The sequence below is a fragment of the Kribbella sp. NBC_00482 genome, assembly GCF_036013725.1.
GTDB lineage: Bacteria > Actinomycetota > Actinomycetes > Propionibacteriales > Kribbellaceae > Kribbella.
Genome location: NZ_CP107881.1, coordinates 8,143,929 through 8,163,448, shown reverse-complemented (window position 1 = coordinate 8,163,448; position 19,520 = coordinate 8,143,929). Strand labels below are relative to the sequence as shown.

The 19,520-nt window shown below is 69.1% G+C and carries 17 protein-coding genes; 14 read left to right on the top strand and 3 right to left on the bottom strand.

From position 1 onward, the window contains the following. Positions 1-4: 4 nt before the first annotated feature. The 6 genes from OHB24_RS39275 to OHB24_RS39250 all read left to right on the top strand — a co-directional run bounded on the left by OHB24_RS39275 (position 5) and on the right by OHB24_RS39250 (position 6,171). Entirely contained in the window at positions 5-904 is a 900-nt protein-coding gene (locus OHB24_RS39275) for a zinc metalloprotease (protein WP_327636030.1), read from the top strand. Between the two features lie 93 nt (positions 905-997). Continuing rightward, positions 998-1,990 (top strand): LacI family DNA-binding transcriptional regulator, encoded by a 993-nt coding sequence (locus tag OHB24_RS39270; RefSeq protein ID WP_327636029.1) that lies wholly within the window; start codon positions 998-1,000, stop codon positions 1,988-1,990. Then, positions 1,987-2,907, top strand: coding sequence for a carbohydrate ABC transporter permease (locus OHB24_RS39265; protein WP_327636028.1), 921 nt, complete (start codon positions 1,987-1,989; stop codon positions 2,905-2,907). Before OHB24_RS39270 ends, OHB24_RS39265 begins: the two co-directional genes overlap by 4 nt. After that, positions 2,904-3,737 (top strand): carbohydrate ABC transporter permease, encoded by an 834-nt coding sequence (locus OHB24_RS39260; RefSeq protein ID WP_327636027.1) that lies wholly within the window; start codon positions 2,904-2,906, stop codon positions 3,735-3,737. Before OHB24_RS39265 ends, OHB24_RS39260 begins: the two co-directional genes overlap by 4 nt. Before the next feature lie 8 nt (positions 3,738-3,745). After that, positions 3,746-5,023 (top strand): ABC transporter substrate-binding protein, encoded by a 1,278-nt coding sequence (locus OHB24_RS39255; RefSeq protein WP_327636026.1) that lies wholly within the window; start codon positions 3,746-3,748, stop codon positions 5,021-5,023. Beyond that, positions 5,023-6,171, top strand: coding sequence for an ADP-ribosylglycohydrolase family protein (locus OHB24_RS39250; protein ID WP_327636024.1), 1,149 nt, complete (start codon positions 5,023-5,025; stop codon positions 6,169-6,171). Before OHB24_RS39255 ends, OHB24_RS39250 begins: the two co-directional genes overlap by 1 nt. A 3-nt stretch (positions 6,172-6,174) precedes the next feature. On the opposite strand, the gene OHB24_RS39245 is transcribed toward OHB24_RS39250, so the two are convergent. Both OHB24_RS39245 and OHB24_RS39240 read right to left on the bottom strand, forming a co-directional pair. Beyond that, positions 6,175-6,981, bottom strand: a complete 807-nt coding sequence (locus OHB24_RS39245; RefSeq protein WP_327636023.1) for a discoidin domain-containing protein — start codon at positions 6,979-6,981, stop codon at positions 6,175-6,177. A 12-nt stretch (positions 6,982-6,993) separates the two neighbouring features. Then, entirely contained in the window at positions 6,994-8,559 is a 1,566-nt protein-coding gene (locus OHB24_RS39240) for an alkaline phosphatase D family protein (RefSeq protein WP_327636022.1), read from the bottom strand. Positions 8,560-8,639: 80 nt separating this feature from the next. Here OHB24_RS39240 and OHB24_RS39235 point away from each other — a divergent pair, with 80 nt between their 5' ends. The 8 genes from OHB24_RS39235 (at position 8,640) to OHB24_RS39200 (ending at position 18,456) form a co-directional block, all read left to right on the top strand. Beyond that, positions 8,640-9,938, top strand: coding sequence for an ADP-ribosylglycohydrolase family protein (locus OHB24_RS39235; protein ID WP_327636021.1), 1,299 nt, complete (start codon positions 8,640-8,642; stop codon positions 9,936-9,938). Continuing rightward, positions 9,928-10,821 (top strand): ribokinase, encoded by an 894-nt coding sequence (locus OHB24_RS39230; protein ID WP_327636020.1) that lies wholly within the window; start codon positions 9,928-9,930, stop codon positions 10,819-10,821. The genes OHB24_RS39235 and OHB24_RS39230 overlap by 11 nt, the downstream gene beginning before the upstream one ends. After that, entirely contained in the window at positions 10,818-12,818 is a 2,001-nt protein-coding gene (locus OHB24_RS39225) for an SUMF1/EgtB/PvdO family nonheme iron enzyme (RefSeq protein ID WP_327636019.1), read from the top strand. The genes OHB24_RS39230 and OHB24_RS39225 overlap by 4 nt, the downstream gene beginning before the upstream one ends. Then, the gene (locus tag OHB24_RS39220) at positions 12,815-13,999 is read left to right on the top strand and encodes a CaiB/BaiF CoA transferase family protein (RefSeq protein ID WP_327636018.1); all 1,185 of its coding nucleotides are present in this window, start codon (positions 12,815-12,817) and stop codon (positions 13,997-13,999) included. Before OHB24_RS39225 ends, OHB24_RS39220 begins: the two co-directional genes overlap by 4 nt. A 23-nt stretch (positions 14,000-14,022) precedes the next feature. Beyond that, complete coding sequence (locus OHB24_RS39215; protein WP_327636017.1) at positions 14,023-14,850, top strand: HpcH/HpaI aldolase/citrate lyase family protein; 828 nt, start codon at positions 14,023-14,025, stop codon at positions 14,848-14,850. A 9-nt stretch (positions 14,851-14,859) separates the two neighbouring features. Then, positions 14,860-16,452 carry a phytoene desaturase family protein gene (locus OHB24_RS39210; protein ID WP_327636016.1) on the top strand — a complete coding sequence of 531 codons (1,593 nt, stop codon included), beginning with the start codon at positions 14,860-14,862 and terminating at the stop codon, positions 16,450-16,452. 234 nt (positions 16,453-16,686) lie between these two features. Next, the gene (locus tag OHB24_RS39205; protein ID WP_327636015.1) at positions 16,687-17,088 is read left to right on the top strand and encodes a TIGR03668 family PPOX class F420-dependent oxidoreductase; all 402 of its coding nucleotides are present in this window, start codon (positions 16,687-16,689) and stop codon (positions 17,086-17,088) included. A gap of 123 nt (positions 17,089-17,211) precedes the next feature. Next, positions 17,212-18,456, top strand: a complete 1,245-nt coding sequence (locus OHB24_RS39200) for an RNA polymerase sigma factor (protein WP_327636014.1) — start codon at positions 17,212-17,214, stop codon at positions 18,454-18,456. On the opposite strand, the gene OHB24_RS39195 is transcribed toward OHB24_RS39200, so the two are convergent. Beyond that, positions 18,446-19,507 (bottom strand): class I SAM-dependent methyltransferase, encoded by a 1,062-nt coding sequence (locus OHB24_RS39195; RefSeq protein ID WP_327636013.1) that lies wholly within the window; start codon positions 19,505-19,507, stop codon positions 18,446-18,448. The two genes, OHB24_RS39200 and OHB24_RS39195, sit on opposite strands and share 11 nt — an antisense overlap. Between the last annotated feature and the right edge of the window lie 13 nt (positions 19,508-19,520).

The window sequence follows — 19,520 nt, the reverse complement described above, 5'->3', positions numbered from 1 at the left end:
GGCCATGAAGTGGAGCAGGGCGGCAGGCATCACCGGTGTCGTGGTGTTGGTGTTGGCAGGACTGACGAGTGCGCAGAGCCAAGCCGCACCGTCCGAGGGTCCCGGTCCGTGCGTCTCGGAGGACAACGTCGTCCAGACACGCGGCGGCCGGGAACCTGACCTCGGCCAGGTCGCACAGGACCTGCCGGCGGCGGCGAAGGGCAAGGCGAAACCGGGGTTCAGGGCAACGGTTCCGGTCTACTTCCACGTCGTCTCCGACGGCGCGATCGGTGCGCTCACGGCGGCTCAGATCCAGACCCAGATCGCCGTACTGAACAACACCTTCGCGGGTGGTGAAGGCGGCGCGCGGAGCGGATTCAGGTTCACACTCGCGGGCGTGACGCGGACCGACAACGCGACCTGGTTCTACGCCGGCGCGGGCGGTACGCCGGAACACAGCATGAAGCGGGCGTTGCACACCGGTGGGCCCAGCGCCCTGAACCTGTACTCGACGACGGCCGGTGAAGGCCTCCTCGGCTGGGCCTACCTGCCCGACATCGTGACGAAGCCGGGTCAGGCCTATCTCGACGGCGTGGTGTTCGACTGGGAGTCCATCCCGGGCACGTCCACCCGGTACGCCGGCACCTACGACCAGGGGGAGACGGCGACCCACGAGGTCGGCCACTGGCTGAACCTCGAGCACACGTTCTTCGGCGGCTGCAACGCCAAGGGCGACTTCGTCGACGACACCCCCGCCGAGAAGACCCCGACCAGCGGCTGCCCGGCCGGCAAGGACACCTGCAAGGCACCCGGCCTCGACCCGATCCACAACTACATGGACTACTCGTACGACTCCTGCTACACCCAGTTCACCCCCGGCCAGTCCCAACGCATGGCCGACGCCTGGCTCTTCTACCGCGCCTGATCCCAGTCTGGTCTCCACGAGGTTGACCACGAGACCACCGCGACCTATGGTCTGTCCTGTAAACGATTACAAGAACGATTACAGGAGGTCGGCGTGAGTCGTCCGACGATCGCGGGGGTGGCCCGGGCGGCGGGGGTCTCGGTGGCGTCGGTGTCGCGCGTGCTGAACGGGCTGGCGGCCACCGAGGAGATGGTCGAGCGGGTCCAGCGGGCGGTCGACGAGCTCGGCTACGTGCCGGACGCGCGGGCGCGGTCGCTGAAGGTCGGGCGGACCTTCCAGCTGACGCTGGCGGTCGCGGACGTCGGCAACCCGGTGTACGTGACGATGATGCGGGCGGTCGAGGAAGTCGTCTCCGCCGCCGGGTACCGGCTGGTGGTGACCACGACCGGGGCGGATGTGGTGGACGAGGTCGCGCTGGTTCGGGGGATGGCGCGCGGGTACGCCGACGGCTTGCTGATCAGCCCGATCCGGGTCGACGAGGACCTGGTCAAGTCGATCCGCGAGTGCGAGGTGCCGGTGGTGGTCGCCGGTAACGTCCCCGCCAAAGCAGGCGTCGACACCGTCCGGGCCAACTCGCCCAAGGGCATGCTGCTCGCCGTCGACCACCTGGTCGCGAAAGGCCGCCGACGGATCGCCTTCCTGAACGGCCCCGCGGACACGGTCCCAGGCGCCGCCCGCTCCAAGGGATTCACCGAGGCCCTCAAAGCGCACGAGCTCCAGCCCGCCGCCGTCGCCGAGGCAAGTGACTTCACCTTCGCTGCAGGACGTGCTGCCGCTCCCGACCTGCTGGCCCCGGGTGCGGCGTTCGATGCCGTCATCTGCGCGAACGATCTGCTCGCGGTCGGGCTGATGCACGAGTTGGCTGCTGTAGGGCTCGAGGTTCCAGCCGACGTGGCGGTGGTGGGAATGGACGACAGCGAGCTCGCCGAGCAGAGTTTTCCGCCGTTGACGAGCGTGAACCTGGGGTCCGCCGAGCGCGGACGCCGAGCCGCCGAGTTGCTGCTGGCAAGGATCGAGGACAACGAACGGACCCCGCGGCGGATCGTCGTACAGCCGTCCCTGAGCATCAGGAGGTCCACGCCGTGACGGCAACTCTGACGCCGCCGGCGCCGGTGAAGAAGAAGGGCGGGAGGCCGAAGGCGAATCGCGAGGCGATTCTGCTCTTCCTGCCCGCGCTGCTGCCGGTGCTGATCCTGAGCGTCTATCCGCTGATCCGCGGGATCGCGCTCGGCTTCACCGACGCCCGCGCCGGGCTGCGCGTCGACACCAACTTCATCGGCTTCGGCAACTTCGGCAAACTCCTGCAGAACGACCTGTTCTGGGACTCGTTCCGGATCGGCGTGATCTGGACCCTGTCGGTGACGATCCTGCAGTTCGTCGCCGCGCTCGGCCTCGCGCTGCTGCTGAACACGAACCTCAAGTTCCGCGGTGTCGCGCGCACCCTCGCGCTCATCCCGTGGGCGATGCCGCCGGTGGTCGTCGCGATCATGTGGCGCCTGCTGCTGCACCCGACCAACGGCCCGGTCAACGAGGTCCTGCAGAAGCTGCACCTCACCGACCACCCGATCAACTTCCTCGGCGACTTCGGTACGGCGCTCCCGGCCGTGATCGTGGTGGGGATCTGGGTCGGTATGCCGATGACCACCGTCACGCTGCTGGCCGGCCTGCAGAGCATCGACCGCACCCTCTACGAGGCGGCCGCGGTCGACGGCGCGAGCACCTGGAGCCAGTTCTGGAACATCACGCTCCCGCAGCTGCGGACTGTGATCGTCGCGATCACCAGCCTGGACATGATCTGGAACTTCAACTCGTTCGGCCTGGTCTATGTCCTGACGGCCGGCGGCCCGGGCGGCAAGACGATGCTGCCGATGCTGTTCGCCTACAACGAGGCGTTCCGCTACGGCAACTTCGGGATGGCCGCGGCGATGGGTGACGTGATGGTGGTCATCATCATCGCGTTCCTGTTCTTCTATCTGCGGAACCGCCTGAGGAGCGAGGCATGAGAACTCGTCCCGGCGTCCGCGCCCTGCAGTACGTCGCGGTTGTCTGCTACCTGGTCTTTCTCGGCTTCCCGCTGCTCTGGCTGATCTCCAGTTCGCTGAAGTCGCCGCAGGAGTTCGCGAGCGTCACGCCGAGCCTGCTGCCGAAGCACTTCGACCTGTCCAACTACACCGACGCGCTGAACGAGCAGGGCCTGGTCCGCGGCCTCGGCAACAGCCTGCAGATCTCGATCTACAGCACGATCCTGGTGCTGATCGTTGCGCTCCCGGTCTCGTACGCGCTGGCCCGTTTCCGCAGCCGCCTGCGTCCGCTGACGAACGGCTGGATCCTGGTCAGCCAGGTGTTCCCGGTGATCCTGATCGTGATCCCGCTGTTCATGATCCTGCGTCCGCTGCACCTGACGAACACGATCCCCGGCGTCGTGATCGTCTACATGGTCTGGTCGCTCCCGTTCGCCCTGTGGATGCTGCAGGGGTACGTCGCCGCGGTGCCGCGCGAGCTGGAGGAAGCAGCTTCCGTCGACGGCGCCGGCCGGATCCGGACGATCGTCTCGATCGTGATGCCGCTGCTCCGGCCGGGGCTGATCGCGACCGCGATGTTCACGTTCATCTCGGCGTGGAACGAGTTCTTCTTCGCGCTGGTCCTGCTGCAGGACCCGCAACTCAAGACCCTTCCGCTGGTCCTGGCCCGCTTCGTGGGCGCGGAAGGTCAAGTCCAGTTCGGCCCGCTCGCAGCCGCCTCCGTGCTGGCCACAGTCCCCAGTCTCGTGTTCTTCGCCTTCCTGCAGCGCCGGTTGACCTCCGGCCTGCTGAGCGGCGCAGTCAAAGGTTAGGAGAGGTAATGAAGAAGGTATTGACCGCGTTGCTCGCGGCGGGAGCGCTGGTGACGCTCGCCGCGTGCGGGGGCAACAGCGACGACGGCGGTTCGGGCTCGTCGAACGAGAAGGTGACGCTGAAGTTCCAGAGCCTCGCGTTCCAGAAGACGACCGTCGCCGCGACCAAGAAGATCGTCGCGGACTGGAACGCCGCCAACCCGAACATCCAGGTCGAGTACGTCCAGGGCAGCTGGGACTCGGTGCACGACCAGTTGGTGACCCAGTTCCAGGGCGGGACCGCGCCGGACATCATCCACGACGAGTCCGCCGACATCACCGGTTTCATCAACCAGGGCTACCTCGCGGACCTCTCGCCGTACCTGAGCCAGGAGACCAAGGACGCCGTTTCGCAGGGCGTCTGGGACACGGTCTCCAAGGACGGCAAGGTGTACGCCGCCCCGACCCTGCTGCAGTCGTACGTCGTGTTCGCGAACTCGGCGCTGCTCAAGCAGTCCGGGATCACCGCGACCGGTGACTCGCTGACCTGGGACGACCTGGCCGCCGACGCGAAGAAGCTCACGACGGGCGGCAAGTACGGTCTCGGCTGGGGTCTGAAGAGCCCGACCGCGACGATGCTGAACCTCGGTGCGAACTTCGACGCGAAGTTCTTCGACGGCTCGGGCAAGGACGCCAAGGCGACCATCGGCGACGCCGAGCTCGAGGTGCCGAAGCGGATCCACGCGATGGCCTACGACGACAAGTCGATCGACCCGACCTCGCTGACCCTGAGCGGTACCGACGTACTGCCCGGGTTCTACGCCGGCAAGTACGGGATGGTTGTGGCCGGCAACTACGTCGCGCAGCAGATCCTCGCGGAGGCGCCGAAGACCTTCCAGTGGGAGGTGCTGCCGCCGCTGAAGGGCACCAGCACCAAGCAGGCCGCGAACCCGCAGACCCTGTCGGCGCCGGCCGAGGGCAAGCACATCGAGCAGTCGGCGAAGTTCATCGACTACTTCATGAAGGCCGAGAACCTGGCCGCGGTCGGTCAGGGCGACTGGCTGATCCCGACCACCCAGGCGGCCCGGGACGCGGTCCTGAAGGCGACCGGCGGCAAGAACGGCTGGCAGCAGATCCTGGCCAGCGGCGCCGACCTCACCAAGGCGCCGTTCCAGAGCGTGGAGAACTACCCGCAGTGGAAGGACCAGATCGCGACGCCGGCGTTCCAGCAGTACCTGGCGAACAAGACCGACGCCGCGGCGCTGGGCAAGAAACTGAGCGACGGATGGGGTCAGGTCAACAACTGATGCAGGACAAGACCAGCAGCACTTTGGAAGCGAAGGCGGTCGGCGCTCTCGTCGGCTCCGCGGTCGGTGACGCGATCGGTGGAGCCGTCGAGGGCTGGACCCCGGAGGCGATCCGGGAGCGGCACGGCGGCTGGGTGACCGGCATCGTCGGCCCGTGGTACGACGACTGGCGGACAGCTCGCCCGATCGCGCCGTACCACAAGGGCGACGGGCACATCACCGACGACACCTTGATGACGCACGCGCTGGTCGAGGTGTACGACGAACGCCGGTCGCACTTGGACGCCTACGCGGTCGCCGAGTCGCTGGTGCCGAAGATGATCGAGGGGACCCGCTGGATCCCCGAGCTCGAGGCGGACGCGTTGCTGCTGCAGCGGGTGTTCCTGGCCGAGAAGTGGCTGGTCGCCCGCCTGCACTACGGGCACGTGGATCCGCGGGAAGCCGGCGTCGGCAACATCGTCAACTGCGGTGCGGCGATGTACATGGCGCCGGTCGGGATCGCCAACGCGGGCGATCCCGAGGGTGCGTACGCCGAGGCGCTCGACGTCGCCGGTGCGCACCAGTCGAGCTACGGGCGGGAGGCGGCCGCGGTGTTCGCGGCCGCCGTCGCCGCCGCGATGGTGCCGGGGGCAACGGCTTCGTCGGCGGTCGAAGCGGCGCTGGTACTGGCCAAGGACGGCACTCGGAGGGCCGTCGAGGCAGTGGCAGCAGCGGCCGACGGCGTGACCGACTGGGAACAGGCGATTCCCGTGCTGCGCAAGGCGATCGAGCCGTACGACACGGTCGGCCCCAACTACCGCGAGCTGTCGATGGATGCCCGCCGTCCCAGTCGTACCAAGGCGATCGAGGAACTCCCGGTCGCGCTCGGCTTCGTGCTCGTCTCCGAGGGAGATGTACGCCGGGCCGTGCTGGGCGGCACGAACTACGGCCGCGACGCGGACTCGATCGCGTCGATGGCCGGCGCGATCACCGGTGCGTTGAGCGGACAGGACGGCGTACCGGCGGACTGGGCGGACAAGATCGCCGAGGCGAGCAAGACCGACCTGGTGCAACCCGGTCTGGTGATGGCATCGGTCGTGAAGGACATCCGGGCGGCTGACGCCGAGCGGTGGGCCCGGCGTACGGCGGCCTTGGACGCGCTGGTCTGAATGTCAACTGCTATACCCCTCCAACTCCACGATCCGCGAGTAGCCGTGGTCGTTGGAGTCGCGGATGACCAAGCGGAGGGCATCGACAGTAAGCGGTGCGAAGGTGATGGTCACGCGGCCTTGGGTGTTGCCGTGGACCTCGTCGACCGTCGTCCAAGTGCTCCCGGTGCGGACCTGGAGGTCGAAGTCGCGGATGCCCATCACCGCCGCGGGGTAGGTGGTCGAGTCGAGGGTCTGCAGTACGACCCGGCCGATCGTGGTGGGTTGGACGAAGTCGACGCCGTACGTGTCGGGGAAGACGCCCTTGGTGTTGTCGTGCCAGCCGCTGGCGCCCCACTGCGCCGAGTCGGCGTTGCCGTCGACGCCGCCGCACAGCCGCATGTTGCCGTTGGTGGACGACGCGACGGCCTGCTCGCCGAGCAGCACGTTGTCGCGCGCTGGGACAGGCTTGATCACCACCGGCACCTGCAGACGCTCCTTGCCGACGGTGAGGTCGACGGTGTGGGTCGCGGGCGCGGTGCCGCGCGGAACGGTGATCTCGAGCGGGGCCTTCACCAGTTGGTCGACCGGCAGGTAGCTGGAGAACTGGTGCCGGGACAATGTGAGCTGTGGGTCGCCGTAGATGCGCAGGTCGGCGACCGTGGGTTTGCTGCCGGTGTTGGTCATGCCGAGGGTGAGTTTGCCGGCCGGGAAGCACGGCAGCGGGACGACCTCGACCGGTTGTGGGGTGGCACTGATCTCGACGTGGTTGTTGCTGGTAGCAACGAGGAGTGTCAGCGGGACGGCGACGAGGGCCAAGCGTCGGAGCATGGGGTGGTCCGTTCAGGCGAGATGGGTACCGGGGCGGCCGTCCTCGACGACCAGGGTGGCGCGGGTGGACGCCGTACCGCCGGGTGTGACGACGCGGTCGACGATGCGGAACTCGGACGTCCACCGGGTGCGGTCGAGACGGCAGCTGAGGTAGCCGCGCTGCACGTTCTGGTACTTGACGTGCGGGTTCTCGGCGAGCAGCGCGCGTCCGGTCGCGTCGGTGTCGACGCCGTCCTTGCCGGACGAGATCGACGTGGTGACGAACTCAGTGCCGATCGCCGGAGTATTCGGGTCCGCGAAGTTGACCCGCAGGTCGGAGGCGACACTGCGGTGCAGGTCTCCGGTCAGTACGACGAAGTTGCGCACGTCCTGGTCGCGGACGCCGGAGAGCACGCGGTCGCGGGATGCGGCGTACCCGTTCCAGGTGTCCATCGGGAGCTCCAGGTCCGGACCGGTCTTGCGGTCGAGTTGGGCCATCGCGACCTGTTGGGCGACGACGTTCCAACGGCTCGTCGACCGGCCGAGCGTGTCCAGGAGCCAGCGTTCCTGGGCGTCGCCGGTGATCGTGCGCGCCGGGTCGGTCGACACCGCGTCCGGCGGCAGCCAGCCGCCGGTACTCGTCTGGTCGTCGCGGAACTGCCGCGTGTCCAGGACACTCAGGTCGGCGGTACGGCCGTAGCGGAGATGGCGATGCAAGCGGATCGACGGGCCGTCGGGGGACTGGTCGAGACGCAGCGGCATGTGTTCCCAGTACGCGCGAAACCCGTTGGCCCGGCGTACCAGGAAGTCGTCGTGCGGAAGGCCGTCCTCGGACACGTACCCGGCCCAGTTGCCCTCGACCTCGTGGTCGTCGAGCGTGACGATCCACGGCGCCGCCGCGTGCGCGGCCTGGAGGTCGGGGTCGGTCTTGTGCAACGCGTAGCGGGCCCGGTACTCGTCGAGCGTGAAGATCTCGCCGGCGAAGTCGACCGGCACAGCCTGGTTCCGTACGCCGGCGGTCGGGCCGACGCCGACCTCGTAGATGTAGTCGCCGAGGAACAGCACGACATCGTGCTCCCGGCGTACGACGTCTTGGTACGCCGTGTAGAACCCGTCGTAGAAGGCCTGGCAGGACGCGACCGCCATCGTCACGGCCGGCTCGTCGGACGGCGCGGGCGCGGTCCGCGTACGACCGACCGGGCTGATCTGACCGGCGGCACGGAAACGGTAGAAGTAGTGCCGCCACGGACGCAGCCCGCGTACGTCGACGTGCACCGTGTGGGCGTACTCCGCACGAGCGTGCGCCGTGCCGCGACGTACCACTCTGCGGAACGTCTCGTCCTCGGCGACCTCCCATTCGACGTTCACCGTGCGGCCGTCCATACCGCCGAACGGTTCGAGCGGACCGGGTACGAGCCGCGTCCAGATGACCACGGCGTCCGGCAGCGGGTCGCCCGAGGCGACGCCGAGGGTGAAGAGCGGCCTTTTGTCGGTGCGATGCGGTATTCCTGCTGCATCGACGAGATCAGGGAGGTTGCCGGTCATCGCGAGCGCTGCGGCAGCGCCCGTGGCGGTCAGAAAGCTGCGGCGGGTGACCATGGGCCGAAGTATCGGCCCGCGCCGAGAGAACGATCCAGGTGGGCGTTTCGCCTGGTGCAACAAGGGAAGGAAGCAGTGCGATGAGAATGACCTGGGTGCAACCGGAGGATCTCCTCCCGCACCAACTGGTCCAGGCGCGGTCGGAAGGCGTTGACGTCACCGACGTGCAGGCCCGCTGGCTCGCCGCCGGCGGTACGACGGACGCACCGGTGTCCGGTGCCTCCGACGAACCGGCGACGCCCGCGCTGCGTGTGCTTGCTCGCGAGCTGCTCGACGTGCTCGACGCCAGGACAGGGGAGTGGCGCGAGCCCGCAATTCCGGAGTTGCCCTCGCTGGGCGAGCCGGTCGAGCTGGAGACCCGGACGTTGAACGCCTGGCTCGGGCGGATGGCCGGCAACCTGCTCGGCAAGCCGGTCGAGAAGATCCCGCGCGAAGGCATCCGGGAGATCCTGGCGAGTTCCGGCCAGTGGCCGTTGGCGCAGTACATCACTGCCGTCGGCGTACCGGACGAGGTGCAGCAGCGGTGGCCGTGGAACCGGCGGTCGAAGGTGAACAGCCTGCGCGAGGTCATCGACGGCATGCCCGAGGACGACGACATCAACTTCGCGATCCTGGCGCTGCTGATGATGGAGCGGTTCGGGCCGGGGCTGACGACGGACGACGTTGCGCAGAGCTGGTTGAACGACCTGCCGGCCGGCCGGGTGTTCACCGCCGAACGTGTTGCCTACCGCAACCTTCTGGAAGGGGTCGAGCCGGCCCGCGCGGCCGTCGTCGGGAACCCGTTCCGGGAGTGGATCGGCGCCCAGATCCGGACCGACGCCTACGGCTGGGCGCACCCCGGCGACCGGACCGCGGCCGCGCGGCTCGCACTGGTCGACGCCCGGCTCAGTCACACCAGTGCCGGCGTCGACGGCGCGCTCTGGGTCGCCGCGATGTCGGCCGCCGCTCTGGTGCTCGACGATCCGGTCAAGGCCGCGGTCGCCGGGCTGGAGGTGATCAGCGGTCAGGGCGCGATCGCCCGCGCGGTCCGTTTCGGACTGACCCTCGCTGATGCCGAGCTGGACGACGCGCTCGACGCTCTGCACGCGGAGTACGGCGACCTGCATTGGGTACATGCGGTGAACAACACCGCACTCACTGCCTACGCACTGACTGCTCCGGACTTCACGACGGCGATCGGTCGCGCGGTGATGGGCGGCTGGGACACGGACTCGGCCGGCGCTACGGTGGGCGCTGTTTTTGGCGCGACGCGGGGGGTTCCGGCAGAGTGGTCTGCACCACTGGACAACCGGGTGACCACAAGCCTCCCGGGGATGAACCAGATCGCGATCGACGAGCTGGCGAGGCGGACTGTGGAGGTGGCCCGGGGTGGAGCCTGAGGTTGTTGTTGTCGGTAGTGCGAACGTGGATCTGGTGTTGCCGGTGCAGCGGATCCCGCGGCCGGGTGAGACGGTCCTGTCGGGTCCGATGACCCGTGGTCCGGGCGGTAAGGGCGCGAACCAGGCGGTGGCGTCGGCGCGCGCCGGTGCGCGGACGGCGATGGTGGTCGCCCTCGGGGACGACGACGGCGGTGCGCTGTTGCGGGCCGCGTTGGAGGGTGTGGACCTGACGCTGGCGACGACCAGCGAGGCCCCGACCGGGACGGCGATCATCACGGTCGAGGAGAGCGGTGAGAACGCGATCGTGGTCGCGCCGGGTGCGAACGGTGAGCTGACGCTGTCGGCCGACGCCGTGGCCGCTATCGGACAAGCGAAAATTGTGCTTTCCCAATTGGAGATCCCGTTCGCGACCGTTCACGCGGCGGCCGCCGCAGCGGGGTACTTCATCCTGAACGCGGCCCCGGCGGCCGAGCTGTCCGACGAGTTGCTCGCGGAGGTCGATCTGCTGGTGGTGAACGAGACCGAGGCCGAGGCGATCGCCGGGCCGGACCGGTCCGCGCTGCTGAAGAAGGTGCCGGCGGCGGTCGTCACCCTTGGCGGGGCGGGCGCAGTGATTCTGACCCGGGACGCGGACGAGATCGCAGTTCCCGGCGTACCCGTGGAGGTCGTCGACACGACGGCCGCGGGGGACACATTCTGTGGGGTGCTGGCTGCAACGTTAACTGCCGTGTCAGCTAACGACTCGATCACGGGAAGCGACCTGACGAACGCGGTCCGACGCGCTAACGTTGCTGCTTCATTGAGTGTTCAGGCCGCGGGGGCGATTCCCTCAGTGCCTCACGGGGATGCAATCGACGCGCGTTATGCGGAGGTGTACCTGTGAATCCGCTCGAACCGCGGCCCATCGATCTACCCGGTCGGGTCGATCTCGGGCTCGGGACCGACCTGTCCTTCCTGGACGACGCCAAGATCCTCGGCGCGCCGGAGGACCCGTCCGACCTGCCGCGGTGGCGCGCGAAACTGGCCGAATGGCGGTTCGGCGCGATCGAACGGACCCGGTACGACGGATCGCGCTACGACGAGCCCGGCCGCGAATGGACCCAGACGGCGTACTCGGTGGCGCTCGTCTGGCTTTGGGACGACCTTCTCTACAACGTTGAGACCGGGAAGTTCACGCCGGAGAAGTTCGTCGAGCACGGTGTCGCCGAGTTCGGCGGGTACGACGCGATCGTGCTCTGGCACGCGTACCCGGTGATCGGGATCGACGATCGCAACCAGTTCGACTTCTACCGCGACGTACCCGGTCTGCGTGCGTTGATCGACGACCTGCACCGGCTCGGCCTGAAGGTGTTCTTCGACTACAACCCGTGGGACGTCGGCACCCGCCGGGCGGACCGTTCGGACGCGGACGAGTTCGCGACCCTGGTCACGGACTACGCGGTCGACGGCGTGTTCCTGGACACCCTCAAGGAGGGCGACCCGAAGTTCACCCGCGCGATCCGGCAGGCGAACCCGGCGATCGCGCTCGAGGGCGAGTCACGGTTGCCGATGGCAAGGATCGGTGACCATGCGCTGTCCTGGGCGCAGTGGTTCGCCGACACGCACACGCCCGGCGTACTGCGGGCGCACCTGTTCGAGCGCCGGCACATGATGCACCACACCCGCCGCTGGAACCGGGACCACAGCGACGAACTGCAGTCCGCGTGGGTGAACGGTGTCGGCATGCTGGTCTGGGAGTCGGTGTTCTCGGCGTGGGTCGGCTGGAACGCCCGCGACCGCGCGACCCTGCGCCGGATGGTCGCCGCGCAGCGGGCGTTCGCGCCGGTGCTGATCGCCGGCGACTGGATCCAGCTGACGCCGGAGATCCCGGAGAAGGCTCGCGACCACGGCGTCTTCGGGTCCCGGTTCGACCTGGCCGACATCACGTTCTGGACGCTGATCAACCGCCACGACGAGGACTTCGACGGCATCGTGCTGCGCTCCGAGGACCAGGTCGGCGACTGGTACGACGTGACCTCGGGCGTGCCGATCACCGCGGACGACGACGGCGTACACCTGACCGTTCCGGGGCGCGGCGTGGCCGGGATCGTCCGGGTCGGTGCGACCGCCGGGGCCTCGTGCCGGGCGACTGCTCGCCGGTTGGGCACCATGCCGCGGGCGCATGTCAACGAGTCCGCGTTCCCGATGCGTCCGGCCGAGCTGGTCCGAGTGCCGGCCCCTTCCGGTGTCACTGCGGGACCTGCCGAGATCGGTCCGACGGTCGACGTGCCGGCGGGGGAGCGGACGTTGACGGTCCGGCACCGGCGGCGTGAGACCGGGCTGTACGACACCGCGCCGTACGTCGAGGAGTGGAAGCCGCTGCCGCCTCGCCTGCACGACCTCCAGAAGGTCGAGCGCGAGGTCTCGTTGCCTGGTGCCTCGGTGGCTGTTGCCGAGGTGACCAACGCGGAGTACTTGGCCTTCGTGCAGGCGACCGGCTACCGGCCGCTGATCGCGAACCGGTTCCTGCAGCACTGGGTCGACGGCGCTCCCGTCTCCGGGACCGAGGACCAGCCGGTGACGTACGTCGATCTGCCGGACGCGCGGGCGTACGCCGCGTGGCGTGGCGGCCGGCTGCCCACCGAGGACGAGTGGCAGCTCGCCGCGCTCGAAGAGGGTTTCGTCCGGCGCGAGCCGCTGGTGTGGAACCTGACCGAGAGCGAGCACCGCGACGGCCGCAGCCGGTTCTGCATACTCAAGGGCGGCTCGCACTATGTTGCCGAGGGCTCCGACTGGTACGCCGACGGCGGGCCGCAGGACCCGGACGTCAGCTTCAAGCTGGTGCTGACCGGAGGCGGGCTCGACCGCTCGGAGACCATCGGCTTCAGGTGCGCGGGATGAGACCTGCTCCGCTCGACGGGGTGAAGGTGCTGGAGGCGGCGACGCTGTTCGCGGGACCGCTGGCGGCGACCTTCCTCGGCGACTTCGGCGCCGACGTCACGAAGATCGAGCACCCGGCCCGCCCGGACGCCGCGCGGACGCACGGCGCCTCGAAGGACGGCGTCGGGCTCTGGTTCAAGACCCTCGGCCGGAACAAGCGGCTCGCGACGCTGGACCTGTCGCGCGGCCGGGACGTGTTCCTCTCACTGGTTCAGCAGAACGATGTCCTCGTCGAGAACTTCCGGCCGGGCACGCTGGAGCGTTGGGGCCTTGGACCCGACGTGCTGCTCGAGGCGAACCCGCGGTTGGTGATCGCGCGGGTGACGGCGTTCGGGCAGGTCGGGCCGTGGTCGCGGCGTCCCGGTTTCGGGTCGCTGGCCGAGGCGATGAGCGGTTTCGCGGCCGTCACGGGTGAGCCGGACGGCCCGCCGACGTTGCCGCCGTTCGGACTCGCAGACGGGATCACCGCGCTCGCCACGGCGTACGCCGTCTTGGTGGCGTTGCGCGAGCGGGACCGGTCCGGGGCGGGGCAGGTCATCGACATGGCGATCATCGAGCCGATCCTGATGATGCTCGGCGGCGGCATCACGGCGTACCAGCAGACCGGGTACGTGCAGCCGCGGCTCGGGAACCGGTCGTCGAACAACGCTCCGCGGAACGTGTACCGGACTCTTGATGGCCGGTGGGTTGCCGTGTCGACCAGTTCGCAGAGCATCGCTGAGCGGGTGCTGACGCTGGTCGGACGCGCCGACCTGGTCGAGCAGCCCTGGTTCGCGACCGGGCGTGAGCGCGCCCAGCACGCCGACGAGCTCGACGACGCGGTCGGGTCGTGGATCGCGGCGCGTTCGCTGGAGCTCGTGATGGAGGAGTTCGAGAAGGCCGAGGCCGCGGTCGGGCCGGTGCACGACATCCGCGGCATCATGACCGATCCGCAGTACGCCGCTCTGGAGACGATCGTCAGCGTCGACGACGACGAGCTGGGCCCGGTGCAGATGCAGAACGTGCTGTTCCGGCTGTCCGAGTCGCCGGGAGCGATCAAGTGGGCCGGCCGGCCGCACGGCGCGAACACCGACGAGGTGCTCGCCGAGATCGGCGTCACGCCGGATCAGCTGGCGGCGCTGCGCGCAGCTGGAGTGGTTTAGGGAGTGTCTGAGGGGGCGTTGAAGTGCTGACCGCACTGTATGTTCCGGCCAACCGGCCGGACCGGTTCGCGAAGGCTGTTGCCGCGCGCCCCGATCTGGTGGTGTTCGACCTCGAGGACGCGGTACCGGTCGCCGACAAGGCGGACGCGCGTGGCTGGGCGGTGGCCTGGATCGCGGTGAACTCGCACGGGCCGGTGGAGGTCCGGGTGAACGCGCTCGGGACGCCGTGGATCGCGGACGACCTGGCGGCGATCTCCGCCGTACCTTCGGCCCGGATCCGGTTGCCGAAGGTCGAGAGCGCGGCCGAGGTGCAGGAGGTGCTCGAAAAGGTGCCGTCGGCAAGGATCACGGCCGTGATCGAGTCACCGCTGGGCCTCGAGCGGGCGTTCGAGATCGCCACCGCCGACCCACGTGTCGTCGCGGTCACGCTCGGTGAGGCGGACCTGTCCAGCTCGCTCGGGGTGGACGGCACGGAGGGTCTCGCCTGGGCGCGCGGCCGCCTCGTGTCCGCGTCGCGGGCCGCCGGCCTGGGTGCGCCGATGATGTCGGTCTACCCGAACGTGCAGGATCTGGACGGGCTCCGGCGTACGTCGCAGGAAGGCCGGGCGCTCGGATTCGTCGGCCGTACGGCGATCCACCCGCGGCAGCTCACCACGATCGTCGAGGCGTTCACTCCGCCGGCGATCCAGGTCGCCGAGGCGGAGGCATTGCTGGCGGCCGTCGAGAAGGCGGATGTCGCCCGCGGCGGCGTGATCGTGCTCCCCGACGGGCGCATGGTCGACCCCGCCATGATCGGCCGCGCCCGCGAGCTCACCACCCTCATGCAAGAGATCGAAGCCCGCTCCGGTTAGGCTCGAACCATGCTGCCGCGCAGTGTTGATGCCGTGGTGATCGGTTCGGGGCCGAACGGCCTGGTGAGCGCGATCACTCTTGCCGACGCGGGCTGGGACGTGCTGGTCCTGGAAGCCGCCGACACGTTCGGCGGTGCCGTCCGGTCGACCGAGGACGGCGGCTGGATCAGCGATCGTTTCAGTTCGAACTACCCGCTCGGGGTCGCGTCACCGGTGCTCCGGGCGCTGGAACTCGAGAAGTTCGGCCTGAAATGGGCGCATGCGCCGCTCCCGCTTGTCCACCTGCTCGACTCCGAGGGCGCCGCGGCCGCGATCCACCCGGATCCGGAGGACACCGCGAAGTCGCTCGGCGCCGAGCACCCGGGCGACGGTGACGCGTGGTTGCGCCTGTATCAGCAGTACGTGTCGATCCGGGAGCCGCTGCTGAACGCGCTGCTCACCACCTGGCCGCCGGTCGGGCCGGGGCTGAAACTGGCCCGGAAGCTGGGTTCGGCGGGGGAGTTGCTGCGGTTCGCGCGGTTCATGGCGATGCCGATGCACCGGATGGGCCAGGAGCTGTTCGACGGGCGGCACGGTCCGGCGATCATCGCCGGGAACTCGCTGCACGCGGATGCGCCGTTGTCGGGCGCCGTCAGCGGGACGATGGGCTGGCTGCTCGCGATGCTGGCCCAGGACGTCGGGTTCCCGGTCGCGGCCGGCGGATCCTCCGCATTCTCCGGCGCGCTGGTACGGCGGGCCGAGCGTGCGGGGGCGTTGCTCGTCCCGGGTACGCCCGTCACCGGTCTCGAGGTCTCCGCGGGCCGAGTGACCGCCGTACACACCGCCTCCGGTGAGACCGTGACCGTCGAGCGCGCCGTCGTCGCGGACACCTCAGCGCCGGCGCTGTACGGCGAGTTGTTGCCGCAGGCCCTCATTCCGGGTGGGCTGCGGCGGGATCTGGACGAGCGGTTCGAGTGGGACTACCCGACGGTCAAGCTGAACTTCCGGCTGAGCGGCCCGATCCCTTGGACGTCGGTGGAGGCACGTTCCGCGGGCGTCGTACACCTCGGCGGTACGGCGGACGACCTCGTGCACCTGTCCGCCGACCTCGACACCGGGCGGGTGCCGTCGCAGCCGTTCCTGCTGATCGGCCAGACCACGAAGACGGATCCGACGCGCTCGCCTTCGGGGACGGAGGCGGTCTGGGCCTATGCGCACCTGCCGCGCGGAATCTCCGACGACGCGGCGGCCGAGAAGCTGGCCGGCCGGATGGAACGCGCGATCGAGCGGTTCGCCCCGGGCTTCGGCGACCTCGTCATCGGCCGCGACCTGCAGCGTCCGTCGTCGCTCGAGTCCGGGAACGCGGCGCTCGGCTTCGGCGCGCTCGGCGGCGGAACGATGCAGCTCCACCAGCAGTTGGTCTTCCGCCCGACGATCGGCCTGGGCAGCGCCCGCACCTTCGTCGACGGCCTGTACCTGGGCAGCTCCGCCATCCACCCCGGCGGCGGCGTCCACGGAGCCTGCGGCCACCTAGCCGCCCGAACCGCCCTCCGCGACACCTCCCTCCTAGGCCCCCTAACCCGCAAACTCCCAACAACAACCCTCCGCCACCTGCAACGGTGAACGCTCCCCTCACCCCGCCACAACCGCACCTCTTCTCGCCACCACATCTAGCCCCGCCCCATTTCCCTGGCTGACCCACGCATTTGGCTGGCCGACCCATGACGTTGTGCCTTAGCCACCCATATTCAGGGTGACGAACCCCGAACTTCATGGGTGAGCCAGTCAAATGCCTGGGTGAGCCAGGCAAAATTGGGTGGGGTGGAGGGGTGGGGTGGTTAGTGTCGGGGGGTGCGGATGGATGAGGGGACATGTCGGGCTCGGGTTGCGGCGGCTCGGGTTGGGCGGTTGGGGAGTGTCGGGGTGGATCTGCGCCCGCACATCGTCCCGGTGACGTACGCCGTACACGCGGACGAGCTGTTCATCGCTATCGATCAGAAGCCGAAGTCGACGACTGCGCTGAAGCGGCTGCGGAACATCGCGGCGCACGAGCGGGTCGCCGTACTGGTGGACGAGTACGACGAGGACTGGACGCATCTGTGGTGGGTCCGGGTCGACGGGACCGCGCGAGTGCTACCCGAGCACGCCGCAGCGCTCGAGCTGCTGGTAGCCAAGTACCCGCAGTACGAGGCAGATCCACCGAGGGGCCCGGTGATCACGGTCCGAGCCGATGCCTGGTCGGGTTGGTCGTTTAGCTGATCGGCAGCTCGACAGGAGGTGTCCGCTCGGCGCGGCCGCCCGCACGCTCAGCGGGTCGGTCGATCAGGCGTAGTGGGCGTATACGTACTGTCGTGCTGCAGGTCGACGCGTAGGGTACAGGGGGTGGACGAGCGCGTGAGTGTGGAGGGGCTGCTGCGGGAGCTCGCGCCCCAGGTGCTGGGGTTTCTGGCTCGGCGGCACGGGCAGTTCGACCTGTGTGAGGACGCCGTACAGGAGGCGTTGCTGGCTGCGGCGACGCAGTGGCCGGTGGACGGCGTACCGGGGAACCCGCGGGGTTGGCTGATCACGGTCGCGACGCGGCGGCTCACCGACGCCTTCCGGAGCGAGAACGCGCGGCGGCGGCGCGAGGACAACGTCGCGGCGATGGCCGGCCCTGAGGAGTTGGTTTCGCCGGGCGCCGACGTGGACGAGGCACCGGACACCGACGACACGTTGACGTTGCTGTTCCTCTGCTGCCACCCGGCGGTCACGCCCGCCTCGCAGGTCGCGTTGACGCTGCGAGCGGTCGGCGGTCTGACCACCGCGGAGATCGCCCGCGCGTTCATGGTGCCGGAGGCAACGATGGCGCCGCGGATCAGCCGCGCGAAGAAGAGCATCAAGGCGGCGGGCAGCCGGTTCGTGATGCCGCCCGAGCCGGAGCGGGCCGAGCGGCAACGCGTCGTACTGCAGGTGCTGTACCTGATCTTCAACGAGGGCTACACGGCCAGCTCGGGCGAGGAGTTGCAGCGGGTCGAGCTGACGGCCGAGGCGATCCGTCTGACCCGGATGCTGCGAGCATCACTGCCCGACGACGGTGAGGTCGCGGGCCTGCTGGCGTTGATGTTGCTGACAGACTCACGCCGCGCCGCGCGGACGACCGCGGACGGCGGCCTGGTGCCAATCGACGAGCAGGACCGGTCGTTGTGGGACCGCGCTCAGATCACCGAAGGCGCCGACCTGACCCTGCACACGCTGCAGCAGGGCGCGGTCGGGTCGTACCAGTTGCAGGCCGCGATCGCCGCCGTCCATGCGGAGGCGCCGAGCGCCGACGAGACCGACTGGCGGCAGATCCTCGCGTTGTACCTGCTGCTCGAGAAGCTCGCGCCGAACCCGATGGTGACGCTCAACCGCGCGATCGCGCTCGCCCAGGTCGAGGGTCCGCAGGCGGGTCTCGACCTGCTCGCGACCCTCGAGGACGACAAGAACATCACCGAGACGCACCGGCTGGACGCGGTCCGCGCGCACCTGTACGAGCGCGCGGGGGATCCGGCGAAGGCACACGAGCATTACCTGGCCGCAGCCCGCCGTACGACGAGCCTCCCGGAACAGCGCTACCTGCAGGCGAAGGCCGACGCGGTCACGGGATGAGTCGGTAGAAGCGGAACAGCGAGGTGTGGAACGGCAGGATCTGTATCTCCTGGAACCCTGCCTCGGTGGCGTACCGGCGGAGCGTCGCCGGCCGCATCACCGCGCCGGTCGCGGCCGACTCCGGATCGCCCATCGCGTCCGGCAGGCAGGACATCAGGCTCCAGCCGTAGTGGTACCGCTCCAGCTCCGAAGCAGGGGCGGTGAACTCGTCCTCGACCAGCTCGTCGAGGATGAGGACCGAACCGCCTGGTGCCAGCAGTTGCCGCGCGCTCCGCAGCGCGTCGACTGGTCGCGGTATGTCGTGCATGGCCTCAAGAATCGTGACCAGGTCGAACCGGCCGCTCTGTGAGGCGTCGGATGCGTTCGCGACCGAGTAGCTGACGCGTTCGCTCAGTCCTGTTTCGAGTGCGTGCCGGGTTGCTGCGGCGATGGCGTCCTCGTCGAGGTCGAGACCGTGCACGGTGATGCGTGGATAGGCCTGGGCCATCGCGATCGACGACCAGCCTGTGCCGCAGGCGAAGTCGGCGACCCGGGCCGGCGGGTCGGCGCGGAGCCGCTCGTCGATCTCGGGAATGGCGGGCAGCCACTGTTTGCCGAGCAGGTTCAGGTACGTCGGCCGGTTGAACTCCGCCCGTCCTTCGGGCTCCCACGGCTGGTGCGGCGGCGCGTCGCCGGTGCGGTACGCCTCGACCAGGTCGGGCAGCATCCGGGCCGCCCGTGCGAGCTCGACTCCCTTGTAGCCGTGGTAGTCGACGTGGTCCGGGTCAGCCAGCACCGGAACGTGCTCGGGCGGCAGGGTGTAGCGCCGTACGGTGGCAGCCGCGGTGACGTCGTCGACGTCGACGAGTCCGCTGGCGGCGTGGTGCTCCAGCCATTCGCGGATGTAGCGCTCGTTGGTGCCGGTGCGTTCGGCCAGCTCGACGGACGTCGCCGGGCCTTGCTCGGCGAGCGACCGGTACAGGCCCAGGCGCTCGCCGAGGTAGATGGAGTAGAGCTCGAGCGTGGCTCCGGCGTTCCGGAAGATCCGCTCGACGAGTGCGTTGGTCTCCATGAACGGATCGTAC